A 12,326-nucleotide genomic window follows, 5' to 3' on the forward strand; every position below is an offset into this window, starting at 1 on the left:
GAGCCCGCCGAAGCGGGCTCTGACGTGGGCAATTAAGGGATCACCGAACTACCAGCGCCCCACCATGGGCTTACGCAGGCTCTTGCAGTTGAACGGATCGACGATGTCGACGCGGAGCGTCTTGGCCGCCTTGTTCTTCCAGGAGGTCATGATGATGGCCTCCGACCCGTTGAACTGGCCCTGGTCGACCGCGAACACCTTGAGCTTCGTACGGTTGGACACCCGGCTGACGCACTTGTCGACCACGTCGATATCCGAGGAACCGCCAACCGCTATGGGCGCGGGCCCGAAGATGCCTTCGAGCGGCTGCCGCAGCTCCTGTTCGCTGTAGTTGTGCCCGCTGTCGGTCAGCGCGTACGCCCTGGCCCGCACATCGGCCTTGGGCGGCGGCGACGACGCCTCACCGGTCGGCAACTGGTGCCCACTGGCGATGGTGCCTCCACCACCACCACCCGCGAGCAGGCTGGTGGAGAGCACCGCGGTGCCCACCACAGCCGCCGCGGCAGCAGCGGCGACCGCGGGCATCGCCCATCGGCGCCGTCGTGCGGCCGTGTGCTTGGCAGGGACGATGGTGCCGTCGTCGGAGACCACCCCGAGGCGTACCGGCTCCGGCTCCCGCGGGGATCGCTCCCACGGGGAGTCCCGCATGAGCTCATCCCAGTTGGGGGGTTCCGCCAGTCCGACACCACCCCCGCGCGCGGATCCCGCCTCGGCGGCCAGCGCCTTGTCGATGCGCAGTGCGACTCCCATCGGCATGGCCGGTGTCGGAGTCGCCGCGAGCACCTCGCGAACCGCTGCCAGGTCGGCCAGTAGCTCCCCACAGGGGTCGCATACCGCGAGATGCTCGCGGACCTGGCGGGCCGTGCCAGCGTCTAGGAGACCCTCGGCCAACTCGGCCAGGATTTCCAGATCGTAGTGCGTATCACCCGTCACGAAGTTCTGCTCCCTTCGCGGATGAGACGCGACTGAGGTCCGATCGGTTCCGCAGATGCGAAAGAATTGGGGCAAGTTTCGCGCGCCCCCGCGCGCACCGGCTCTTCACCGTCCCGCTGGGCACTTGAAGCACCTGAGCTGCGTCTTCGACCGAATAGCCCATCATGTCGACGAGCACCAGCGCGGCGCGCTGGTCGGTCGGAAGCAGTTTCAGCGCGGCCGAAACCTCCATCGAAACCTCACGCTCACCCGTCTGGTCGGGCATCGGCGTGTCACGCTCGGCGGCCTCGATGAGCTCGTCATCGGCCACCGGTCTGACGGACTTGCGGCGCATCCGGTCGAGGCAGGCGTTCACCACGATCCGGTGCAGCCAGGTCGTGACCGCGGCCTCGCCGCGGAACGTGCTCGCCTTCCGGTAGGCGGAGACGAAGGCGTCCTGCACCGCGTCGGCCGCTTCGTCGGGATCGCCCAGCGTGCGCAGGGCCACGGCCCACATGCGGTCACGGTGTCTCTTGACGATCTCGCTGAAGGCGTGAGGATCCCCGTTGATGTGCGCGGTCAGCAGCTCGGCGTCGGTGACGGCGGGCCGCTCCGCGGAGGAGGGTGGCTCGGGTGGGGAGTTCACAAGAGGGATTCCTGGGTTATGCCGATCCGGGAGAATGCACCACTACTTCATAGATGGTGCCATGAAACTTGCCCGCATCTGCCGGAAGACGGGTAAACCAGATCAAAACGTACCTGCCGCTTGCGGCTTGATCAGGCTTCAAGGTGATCTTTCCGGACCCGTTCTTCTCCTTGGCGACGGTCTTCAGCGAGCCCAGCTCGGGCGAATCGCCGACCTTCAGCTCGACGCTCGCGCCCGATGCATCGGCCAGCGTAGCCACCACGTCGCCGATGGGCATGCTCTTGCCCATATCGAGCAGCAATCCCACCCCGGCCTTGAGGTTGCCCAGGTCGGCGCTGTTGTAGTTCTCCGTTTTCCAGAGCGTGCTGGGCTTGCCGTCGATGGCGAGCGGCGCCATCTCGTTCTTCTCATCCCGGTCGGCGAGCGGATCGAAGCCGGTCGCCTTCTCCGGCTTCACGACGACCATCGGCTGCGCCGACGCGGAGGCCGAGGTGCTCGGGGAGGTCTCCGCCTGCGGGGAGTTCGGACTGCCCAGGCTGCGGCCGATCGTCCAGGCCCCGACGCCGACCGCGGCGATGACGAGCAGCACCACGACGGTCATCAGCACCCGGTTGAGCATGCTGCCGCCGCTGGGAGCGCGGGGCGGCATGGGCCTGGGCTGCGTCGGTAGCGGCGGGCGCGGCGGGCGCCGCTCGGTCTCGATGCCCTCGGAGTGCGAGAGCGACTGCACCGCCGGCGTCTGGGGATAGGCGATCGGGATCGGCATGGGCCGGGCCACGTTGGCGAGCGCGTCGGCGATCTCGGACGGGCTGGACAGGGCGGCCTGCCCCTTGCGGGACTCGGGCAGGCAGGACCTGATGGTGACCGCGTCGAGATATCCGGGCACTCCGGCGGTCACCTGGCGGGGTGTGCAGAAGTGCCCGTCGATCATCGGCGCCGTGGGCAGGCCGCCCTCTTCCTCGTCGCCCGGCCAGTGGCCGGACAGCCCCGCGTACAGCAGGCGGCCCAGCCCTTCGGCGTCGTCGAGGGCGGGCTGGTCGGTGGTGAGGCCGGACAGGGCGGCGTCGACCGCGACGCCGAGCACCTTGACCGTGTTGCCGGTCGTCCACACCAGGTGCGCGGGGCGCAGGCACAAATGGTAGAGGTCGGCCTCATGCGCGTGGGTCAGCGCCTCGGCCGCCTCGGCGACCAGGCCGGCGGCTCGCTCCGGCTCCAGCGGGCCGGCCGCGAGCAGGTCGGACAGGGTGTCGCCGGTGACCCACTCGCTGACCACGTACGAATGATCGTCGTGCTCGGCGGCGTCGAACACCTGCGTCAGGCGCGGATCGGTGAGTCTGCTGGCGGCGCGGGCGGCCGTGACCACCTCGTGGACGCGGGGAAAGTCAGGGGAGAAGGTGTGGACCGCGACGGGGCGGGCGAGGATCTCGTCGATGGCCTTCCACAGGGTGGCTCCATCGGACTCGGTCACCCGGTCCTCCAGCCGGAAGCGTTCGGCGAGACGGGTGCCGGGTTCGACCGACGACGTGCTCACTGACTGACTCCGCTCGGCCGCTCGGGGGTGCTCATGACTCGACTCACCTGCGTGGGGGTGTACCACGTAGGCACGCTATGCCGGGTGGATCCGCCCACGCCCCTCCTGCTTCCATTCGCGCCGTGTCGGCACCATGCTAGTGCCGCGCCGGTTCCACCCGCGTTCCTTACCTGCCTACCCGCCCGGCAACCATCCCAACGATCGAGTTGATCTCCGGGATGCGCATGCGATGGGCGACTCCCAGATACAACAGCATGCCCAGACCGCCGCCCACGGCCAAGGCGATCACCGAGTTGAGGAAGGTGAGCCCGCCGAACACATCCTGAACCGCCCAGACGGCCACCAGCGCCAGTGCCGCCGCGGGCAGTGCGGACAGGTACATTCTCGTCAGAGCCATCCCGATCTTCCAGCCGCCCAGTCCCTTGACCCGGCGGGCGGCGAGAATCCAGGCGCCGCCGGCCCCGATGGTGTAGGCGACGGCATAGGCGAAGGCCAACCCCATCACCGCGTACCGAGCCGGTAGCAGGACGTTGAAGACTACCATCAGCAGCGCGTTGACCGCCGTCGTCGCCGCGCCCACGTAAACGGGCGTCCGGGTGTCGCCGAAGCTGTAGAAGACCCGCAGCAGCAATTGGAAGATCGAGAACGGCACCAGCGCCAGGCCGTAGACCTGCAGCACGTTGCCGATGTAGACGGCCGCGTCGGCCGAGGTGACGCCGTGGGCGTACAACGGCACGGTGATCGCCGGGCCGAGCACCATCAGCAGCAGCGACACCGGGACCATCACCGAGCTGATCAGCCGCACGCTCGACCCGAACTCGGTGCGGACCTCGCCGAGCTGCCCGGCCTCGACCGCCCGGCTCATCCTGGGCAGCATGGCCGTGATCACCGAGACGCCGATGACGCCGTAGGGCAGCTGGAAGAGCTGAAAGGCCAGCGTGTACGGGCTGATGCCGTGGCCGGGCACCGCGTCGCCCGCCGCGCTGGACAGGTTGGTCGTCAGCATGAAGCCGAGCTGCGTGACCACCACGTAACCGATGGTCCAGATCCCGGCCCGGCCCATCTCGCCGAGCCGCGCGTTGCGCACGTCGAAGCGCGGGACGAAGGAGAACCCGATCCGCTTGAGCGCGACGATCAGCACGGCGGCCTGCGCCACGATGCCCGCCGTGGTGCCCAGGCCGAGCAGCGCGATCTGGCCGTTGGTGACCAGCGCGATGTCGCCGCCTGTCTGGCCGGCCACCACCATGTAGAGCACGAGCACACAGATGACCACGAGGTTGTTGATCACCGGCGCCCACATGGGAGCCGCGTAGCGGTCACGCGTGTTGAGAATGGCCCCGGCCACCGCGCCGACGCCGAAGAAGGCCAGTTGCGGCAGGATGAACCGGGCGAGCAGCACCGCGACCTCGAACTTGCGGCTGCCGGGCAGCCAGTCGGTGGTGTAGAGGTCGATGAGCAGCGGGGCCGCCAGCACGGCGAGCACGGCGACGACCAGCAGCGCGGCCGTGGCCAGCGTCATGAGGCGCTGCTCATAGGCCCGGCCGCCGTCGTAGTCGCGCTGCTGCGCCTTGACGATCATCGGCACCACGACGCTGCTGAGCACGCCGAGCAGCAGCAGGTCGAGAATGCTGTACGGAATCGCGTACGCGGCGTTGTAGGCGTCACCCATGGCCAAGGTGCCGATCGCCGAGGCGAGCACCATCGTCCGCACGAATCCCGTGACCCTGGACACCATCGTGCCCGCCGCCATGATGGCGCTGGCCCGCAACATGCGGCTCATACGGTCTCACTCTCCCGGCTCTTGGCGGCCCGAGCGAGCCGTCGCTGCGATCTGCGCCGAAGCACCCGTGTCACGACCGCGGCGAGCATGACCGCCAGCGCCGCCCCGACGATGACCAGGGCGATCCCCGTGTATCCGGTGGTGCGGATCGTCAGCTTGACCGGCTTGCCGTACGGCAGACCGTTCCTGGTCATCAGCTGGACGCTCACCGTGGCGTCACCGCTGGTCGTCGCGCTCATCGGCACCTGGACGCCGCCGTTCTGATCGTTGAAGATCGTCAGCAGCTTCTTGGACGGCGTGGGGTCGATCTGGAGGACACCGGGGTTGTTGCTCTTTACGTCGATGTAGAGAGCGATCGTCTCACCGATCGAATTCTTCACGCTGATGGGCACCTGGCCGTTGCTCCCGGCCAGCTGGCGCAGCTGGTCGGGGGCGGCCCCGGTGATCGAGATCTTGTTCATCTGGGTTTGGACGGCCCCGTCGACCAGCTTGGTGGCCGCGCGGCCCGCGCGCGTGTTGTTGCGCCAGGACGAGGAGGCCAGCCTGAGTACCGCGGCGTCGAAGTCGGAGTGCGTCTTGGGCTCGGCCGCGATCAGGGCGGTGAGCTGTGCCTTCTCGGCGACTTTCTTGAGCGGGGCGAGGTATTTGGCACTGAGCTCGTCCTTGCGGTCCTGGTCGGTGTAGGTGAGCGCGGCCCTGGGCACGGACGCCTTGCTCGGCTTGAGCGAGTCGAGCTTGGTCAGCGTCAGCCACGGCAGCCGGTTCGCGGTCTTGAGCAGGCTGTTGACCAGCTTCGGGTTCGGGTCCCAGCGGCGCGAGGGCGCGATGACCAGCGACCGGGGATTGGTCTGGCCAGGCTCGGCGGCGATCATCGCGGTCTCGGCGATGAAGCGCTGCTTGCTCAGGAAGATCGAGCCCGGCGCGGTGGAGTCGGGCTCGAAGGTGCGCGTGAGCTCCGCGTCGGCGACCAGCGCGGTGACCGGCCCCTCGACGCTGTCGAGCGTGGTGACGGCGTCGGGTGTGAACGCGACCGGCGGCTGCGGCGGCAGGTTCGTCGAGTTGAGCAGGACCCGGTCGACCTTGGAGACGTTGAGCAGGTCGAGCGCGTCGGGATCGAGCACGCCCGCGACCGGCCAGTTCGTCGTCAGCGACACGTCGCGCTTGAGCAGCTCCGTGGCGACCTGGCCGCCCATCGCGATGGCCGTGGCGGTCTGGCCGTCCAGCCCCTGGTGGGCGAGCGCGGCGACGTCGGGATCGGCGTACGGCGTGGCCACGATCGGGGAGGAGGCCAGCGCGGTGCGCAGCGAGTTGAGCCACTGCGCGGCGTTGGGGTCGGCGGCCTGGTCCTTGCCCTTGAGCCGGTGCTTGCGGGACAGAGCCTGCACGTCGTCGAGGAGCGCGGGGTCCACGAACCAGGTGACGCTCTTGTGCGCCGTGGCGGCGATGCCGGCCAGCTCGGCGAGCCGGCCCTTGCCGGTCAGCTGCGCGCCCAGCTTGTCATCGACGAAGTTGTCGTTCTCGGCGCGATGCGTCTGGTCGATGATGGGCAGCGCGATGGCCAGCCGGTTGCGCGGCAGTTTCTGCGGGGTCGGCGGCGCGTACGTCAGGTAGGTGCGCTGCGAGACGAGCGGCACGTTGAAGCGGGCCACGTCGACCGCGATCGGATAGACGCCGAACGACGGCAGCCCGAGCTGCACGGGTGTCGCCAGGAGCTCGAAGGTCTTGGAGGCACCCGCCTCCAGCGCCGGGATGTCCATGAAGGAGACGCGCGTAGAGACCTGAGAAGGCAGGGTCGCCGTGTTCTGGTCGGTCTGGTAGGCGGACATGGTGGCCCGGTCGGGAAACTTCTGCGCCTGGTAACGCAGCTGGACCCGCAGGCTGGTCATCGCCTCGCCCGTGTCGTTGCGGACCACTCCGGCGATCTTGATCTGCGTGGTCTGGCTCGTCGGCACATCGGGCGTGATGGAGGTGATCGACACGTCCATCGACTGCCTGCTCGCCTTCCCGGCGGCCGTGCCCGGCGTCTTCGTGGCAGCAGTACTCGGCGTCGTCGCGGCCATGGGCGCGAGCAACGCGGCGGACAGTACGGCGAGCAGCGAGACCTTACGGATCACGCGTCCGCCCGAGCTGGAGTACGACGCACGCCCGCAATGGTACGGGCTCAGTGCCGTATCGCGACCGCCTGGCGGGATCCTCTGGGCCTCGGGATCCGCAGGTTCACGCTCTTGCCGGGCAGGAGTGTCAGCAGGTCAAGGGCGCGCATGGAGAGGGCCGTGTGGCGTTCCCCGGTGGCCGTGAAGATCGTGTCGGCATCGGCGCGGAGGCGGTCGTCCACCGCCACGGCCAGGCCCTCGGGCAGCAGCAACGGGCTGACGAGCCCGGCCGCGTAGTCGGTGGCGGAATTGACCAGAAAGTCGGGGGCGAGGCGTACCTGCCGCACGCCGAGCGCGCCGCAGACGGCCCCGGCCTGCGGTGGGTGCGAGACGGCGGAGACGACGGCGACGACGACCTCGCGGCCGATTCTCGTGGCGACCTCGAACACCGTGACCGCCACGCACCGCCCGGGCGCGGCGGAGACCGCCTCGGGCAACTCGTCCACGCAAGTCATGGGGCGCGGAAGGCGTACGATCTCATGATGGACCTGGTGTGCGAGGAGCCAGCGGTGGATCGCGAGGGCGTCCTTCATAGAAGACCTCCTGGCCTGGTTCCATGGCCCCCGACGGTCCCCTGACCGACGGTAACCCCGACTGGATATTGCTCGGGGGATATGTTCCGGAATTAAAGGACCTACCCAGCTTGTCCGACTCAAATCTGACCGAAAGCCAGCAGCGGGCCATGACCGACCTGTTCCGTAAGATCGCTCCGGTGGCCGACGAGCTCGGCCGGTTGTTCGCCGCGCATGGGCACGAGCTGGCCCTCGTCGGCGGCCCGGTGCGCGACATCCTGCTCGGCCGCGTGGGCAACGATCTCGACCTGACCACCGATGCCCGGCCCGAACGGGTCCTGGAAATGGTCCGTGATTGGGCTGATTCGGTCTGGACGATCGGCATCGACTTCGGCACGGTCGGCGTGCGGAAGGGCGGCTCGCTGCTGGAGATCACCACTTACCGCAGCGAGTCGTACGACCCCAAATCCCGCAAGCCGGAGGTCATGTACGGCGAGACGCTGGAGGCCGACCTGGAGCGGCGCGACTTCGCGGTCAACGCGATGGCCGTGCGACTGCCGGGGCACGAGTTCGTCGACCCCTACGGCGGCCTGACCGACCTGTCGGCCAAGCTGCTGCGCACGCCGGGCACGCCCGAGCAGTCCTTCGACGACGACCCGCTGCGCATGCTGCGCGCCGCCAGGTTCGCCTCGCAGCTCGGCTTCACGGTCGACGCCAAGGCCCTCGCGGCGATGACCGACATGGCCGAGCGCATCGAGATCGTCTCGGCCGAGCGCATCCGTGACGAGCTCGACAAGCTGACCTGCGGCACCTACCCCCGCGAGGGCCTGCGCCTGCTGGTCGAGACCGGGCTGGCCGCGCACGTGCTGCCCGAGCTGCCCAAGCTGCGCCTGGAGATCGACGAGCACCACCGGCACAAGGACGTCTATGAGCACACGCTGACCGTCCTCGACCAGGCCATCGCCCAGGAAGACGATGGCAAGCCCGACCGGATCCTGCGCTGGGCCGCGCTGCTGCACGACATCGGCAAGCCCAAGACGCGGCGGCACGAAGCGGGCGGCCGGGTCTCCTTCCATCACCACGAGGTGGTGGGGGCGCAGATGGCCAAGAAGCGCATGACCGAGCTCAAGTTCCCCAAGGACGTGGTGGCCGACGTGTCGCAGCTGGTGGAGCTGCACCTGCGCTTCCACGGCTATGGCACGGGCGAGTGGACCGACAGCGCGGTGCGCCGCTACGTGCGCGACGCCGGTCACCTGCTCGACCGGCTCCACAAGCTGACCAGGGCCGACTGCACGACGCGCAACAAGCGCAAGGCGGCCACGCTGTCGCGTACGTACGACCAGCTAGAGGAGCGCATCGCCCGGCTGGCCGACGAGGAGGAGCTGGCCAAGATCCGCCCGGAGCTCGACGGCAACGAGATTCAGCGGATCCTCGGCGTCGGTCCCGGCCCGATCGTCGGGCGGGCGTACAAATTCCTGCTGGAGCTCCGCCTGGACAAGGGGATGGTCGGCAAGGAAACGGCCACCGAGGCGCTGCTGGAATGGGCGCGGGAGAGCGGTGCGTCACCGGCCGGCGACACGGCGCCGGCTTGATCTCAGCTGGGGGCCGTGCGTGGCGCCTCGGATGATCAGTGGGCGGCCGTGGCGCGGCGCCCCAGGTGATCAGCGGGAAGCCGTGGCGCGCGGCGTCGGGATGATCATCCGGTAGATCAGGGCGCCCGCCAGGTAACCGGCCGTCACGATCACCACGGCCGTGTACGACTTGCCGTTGGCGGGCAGGATCGCCGCTGACAGGGCGGCCGCCAGCACGTACATGCCGTTGAACAGCATGTCGTAGATCGAGAAGGCCCGGCCCAGGTAGACGTCCTCCACGTCGCGCTGGACCGTGACGTCGGCGCAGATCTTGACGCTCTGCCCGGCGATGCCGAGCACGAACCCGGCGATCGGCAGGCTCCACGTCTGGAACGGCACGACCAGCACCGCCGTGAGCACGCCGGCCACGACCAGCGCGATCGGCACCCATCGCTCGATCGTGAACCGCGCGGTGGCCCACGGAGTGACGATCACCGCGAGGAAGAAGCCGACCCCCGAGGTGGCCACGACCAGGCTGAGCCCACGCAGCGCCACCTCGGAGTCGCCGCCGGAGAAGTAGTAGCGGTAGAGGATGATGCCGAGCGCGGTCGCCATGCCGTACATGAACCGGTGTGTCGCCATCGCGCCCATCGTGGCGGCTGCTGTGCGGTGGCCCACCAGGTGCCTGGCGCCGTCGACGAGACCGACGAGCACGTTGCGCACGGCCTGGCGGGCCTGCGGCCGCTCAGGGTCGAAGGAGGGGCCGAGCAGCGAGCGCTCCATCGTGCGGGCGATCAGCGCGCTCATCCCGGCGACCACGCCCGAGACGACGAGCAGCAGCGCCACGCCGAAGTCGCCGCTGCCGAACAGCTCACGCAGCAGGAACCCCACCCCGGCGCCGAGGAAGGTGAAAACCGTGCCCGAGGTGGGCGTGACCGCGTTGGCGGCCATCAGCCGATCTTCCGGCACCACGTGCGGCAGCGACGCGCCGAGGGCGGCCAGGAAGAACCGGTTGGCCGCGAGCACACCGAGCGCGGCCGCGTAGAAGACCGTGTCGGGTACGTCGGCGGCGACCAGCGCCGCCGCCACGACCAACAGCGCGCCGCGCACGATCGGCGCGACGACGAGGATCTGCCGCCGCGACCAGCGGTCGATGAAGACGCCGACGAACGGGCCGAGGATGCTGTACGGCAGCAGCAGCACGGCCAGCCCGGCCGCCACCTGCAGAGCCGTGGTCTGCGTCTCCGGACTGAAGAAGGCGAACCCGACCACGGCGAACTGGAAGACCCCGTCGGAGAACTGGGAGACCAGCCGGGTGGCGAACAGCCGTCGGAAGTCCCTGCCCTTCAGGACCACGCGAAGATCGGCGACGAATGACACGCAGTCAGCCTACTTCCGCCTGATTCACAGGTTGGTACAGCAGGCAGTCATTCGTCGCCAGTGACCAACATGATCACGTACGCTTCGTAGCGTGACGAAGGAAGAACACGTGGTGTTGGTCGACGGCGACGGCAACGCGATCGGCACCGCTCCCAAGAGCTCGGTGCACGGCCAGGAAACCCCGCTCCACCTGGCGTTCTCCAGTTACGTCTTCGACGAGGACAGCCGCGTCCTGCTCACTAGGCGCGCCGCGGGCAAACTGACCTGGCCGGGCGTGTGGACCAACAGCTGCTGCGGCCATCCGCTACCCGGCGAGCCCCTGGACCACGCGGTCAGCCGCCGGTTGTCCTACGAGCTCGGTCTGACGGTGGACCGGGCGGATCTCATGCTGCCGACGTTCACCTATCGCGCGGTCATGCCCAACGGCATCGTCGAACACGAACTCTGTCCCGTCTACCGCGTGACGGTCGACGCCTCCGCCATCCCGAACCCGGACGAGGTTGACGAAATCCGGTGGATGCCCTGGAAGGAGTTCGCGGATGGAGTTCTGAGCACCCTGCTGGCGATCAGCCCGTGGTGCCGCGAACAGGTCCCCATGCTGAACGAACTGGGCACCAACCCCCTGGACTGGCGCCCGGCCTCGGCGGAGGAGCTGCCTCCGGCCGCCCGAAGCGCTGCCCGTACCGCTTTGTGAGGCTTTGTGGGCTTGGTGGGGCGCCGCGCGGAGTGCACGGCGCCGGACCACGGACCTATCTGTCCACTTCGCCGCGGATGAACTTCTCGACGTAGTCGCGCGCGTCGTCGTCGGAGTACTGGACCGGCGGCGACTTCATGAAGTAGGAGGACGCGCTCAGGATCGGCCCCGCGATCCCTCGGTCGAGGGCGATCTTGGCGGCGCGCACGGCGTCGATGATGATCCCCGCCGAGTTGGGCGAGTCCCACACCTCCAGCTTGTACTCCAGGGTGAGCGGCGTGTCGCCGAACGAGCGCCCCTCCAGCCGGACGAAGGCCAGCTTCCGGTCGTCGAGCCACGGCACGTGGTCCGACGGGCCGATGTGCACGTCGGCCTTGGCCATCTCGTGCGGGATCTGCGAGGTGACCGACTGCGTCTTGGAGATCTTCTTCGACTGGAGGCGCTTGCGCTCCAGCATGTTCATGAAGTCCATGTTGCCGCCGACGTTGAGCTGGTACGTGCGCAGCAGCTCGACCCCGCGGTCCTCGAACAGCTTGGCCAGCACGCGGTGCGTGATGGTGGCGCCGACCTGCGACTTGATGTCGTCGCCGACGATCGGCACACCGGCCGCGGTGAACTTCTCCGCCCATTCCGGGTCGGAGGCGATGAACACCGGCAGCGCGTTGACGAACGCCACCTTGGCGTCCAGCGCGCACTGGGCGTAAAACCGGTCGGCCGCCTCGGAGCCCACCGGGAGGTAGGACACCAGGACGTCCACCTGGCTCTCGCGGAGCACCTGGACGACGTCGACCGGTGACTCGTCGGACTCTTCGATGATCTCGCGGTAGTACTCGCCAAGTCCGTCGAAGGTATGGCCGCGCTGGACGATCACCCCGGTGGGCGGCACGTCCGCGAACTTGATCGTGTTGTTCTCGCTGGCGCCGATCGCCTCGGACAGGTCGCGGCCGACCTTCTTGGCGTCGACGTCGAACGCGGCGACGAACTCGACGTCGCCCACGTGATAGTCGCCGAACCTCACGTGCATCAGGCCCGGCACCCGTGTGGCCGGGTCAGCGTCCTTGTAATAGTGAACGCCCTGAACCAGTGACGCCGCGCAGTTGCCAACACCGACAATGGCTACGCGAACCGAACCCATCGCACTCGCTCC

Annotated in this window: 10 protein-coding genes; 2 read left to right on the top strand and 8 right to left on the bottom strand. The window is 68.7% G+C overall.

Annotated elements, in window-relative coordinates:
- Positions 1–48: 48 nt before the first annotated feature.
- From ACIBO2_RS19240 to ACIBO2_RS19265, 6 genes are all read right to left on the bottom strand, one after another.
- Positions 49–933, bottom strand: a complete 885-nt coding sequence (locus ACIBO2_RS19240; RefSeq protein WP_397298185.1) for an anti-sigma factor family protein — start codon at positions 931–933, stop codon at positions 49–51.
- Positions 923–1,558, bottom strand: a complete 636-nt coding sequence (gene sigM / locus ACIBO2_RS19245; protein WP_358534362.1) for an RNA polymerase sigma factor SigM — start codon at positions 1,556–1,558, stop codon at positions 923–925. Before sigM ends, ACIBO2_RS19240 begins: the two co-directional genes overlap by 11 nt.
- Positions 1,559–1,574: 16 nt before the next feature.
- On the bottom strand, positions 1,575–3,089 hold the full coding sequence (locus ACIBO2_RS19250) for a protein kinase family protein (protein WP_358534364.1): 1,515 nt from the start codon (positions 3,087–3,089) through the stop codon (positions 1,575–1,577).
- A gap of 166 nt (positions 3,090–3,255) precedes the next feature.
- The gene (gene murJ / locus ACIBO2_RS19255; RefSeq protein ID WP_358534366.1) at positions 3,256–4,869 is read right to left on the bottom strand and encodes a murein biosynthesis integral membrane protein MurJ; all 1,614 of its coding nucleotides are present in this window, start codon (positions 4,867–4,869) and stop codon (positions 3,256–3,258) included.
- Entirely contained in the window at positions 4,866–6,983 is a 2,118-nt protein-coding gene (locus ACIBO2_RS19260) for a DUF6049 family protein (protein WP_397298188.1), read from the bottom strand. The genes murJ and ACIBO2_RS19260 overlap by 4 nt, the downstream gene beginning before the upstream one ends.
- Before the next feature lie 47 nt (positions 6,984–7,030).
- Positions 7,031–7,555, bottom strand: a complete 525-nt coding sequence (locus tag ACIBO2_RS19265; protein WP_358534370.1) for a YbaK/EbsC family protein — start codon at positions 7,553–7,555, stop codon at positions 7,031–7,033.
- 149 nt (positions 7,556–7,704) lie between these two features.
- Here ACIBO2_RS19265 and ACIBO2_RS19270 point away from each other — a divergent pair, with 149 nt between their 5' ends.
- A complete protein-coding gene (locus ACIBO2_RS19270) occupies positions 7,705–9,126 on the top strand; it encodes a CCA tRNA nucleotidyltransferase (protein WP_358534830.1) in 1,422 nt (473 codons plus the stop codon).
- A gap of 69 nt (positions 9,127–9,195) precedes the next feature.
- Here the strand turns inward: ACIBO2_RS19270 and ACIBO2_RS19275 are convergent, their stop codons facing one another.
- The gene (locus tag ACIBO2_RS19275) at positions 9,196–10,485 is read right to left on the bottom strand and encodes an MFS transporter (RefSeq protein WP_358534372.1); all 1,290 of its coding nucleotides are present in this window, start codon (positions 10,483–10,485) and stop codon (positions 9,196–9,198) included.
- 91 nt (positions 10,486–10,576) lie between these two features.
- Between ACIBO2_RS19275 and idi the strand changes: the two genes are divergently transcribed.
- Positions 10,577–11,179: an isopentenyl-diphosphate Delta-isomerase gene (idi, locus tag ACIBO2_RS19280; RefSeq protein WP_358534374.1), complete on the top strand. Its 603-nt coding sequence runs from the start codon at positions 10,577–10,579 to the stop codon at positions 11,177–11,179.
- 55 nt (positions 11,180–11,234) lie between these two features.
- Here idi and ACIBO2_RS19285 read toward each other — a convergent pair whose 3' ends face one another.
- Positions 11,235–12,314: an inositol-3-phosphate synthase gene (locus tag ACIBO2_RS19285; protein ID WP_358534376.1), complete on the bottom strand. Its 1,080-nt coding sequence runs from the start codon at positions 12,312–12,314 to the stop codon at positions 11,235–11,237.
- Positions 12,315–12,326: the final 12 nt, after the last annotated feature.

Source organism: Nonomuraea sp. NPDC050022 (genome assembly GCF_044460705.1).
GTDB lineage: Bacteria > Actinomycetota > Actinomycetes > Streptosporangiales > Streptosporangiaceae > Nonomuraea.

Excerpts from the sequence above, each read along its gene's own strand:
- murJ (WP_358534366.1), bottom strand. The coding sequence starts at position 4,869 with ATGAGCCGCATGTTGCGGGCCAGCGCCATCATGGCGGCGGGCACGATG.
- ACIBO2_RS19265 (WP_358534370.1), bottom strand. The coding sequence starts at position 7,555 with ATGAAGGACGCCCTCGCGATCCACCGCTGGCTCCTCGCACACCAGGTC.
- ACIBO2_RS19270 (WP_358534830.1), top strand. The coding sequence starts at position 7,705 with ATGACCGACCTGTTCCGTAAGATCGCTCCGGTGGCCGACGAGCTCGGC.
- ACIBO2_RS19285 (WP_358534376.1), bottom strand. The coding sequence starts at position 12,314 with ATGGGTTCGGTTCGCGTAGCCATTGTCGGTGTTGGCAACTGCGCGGCG.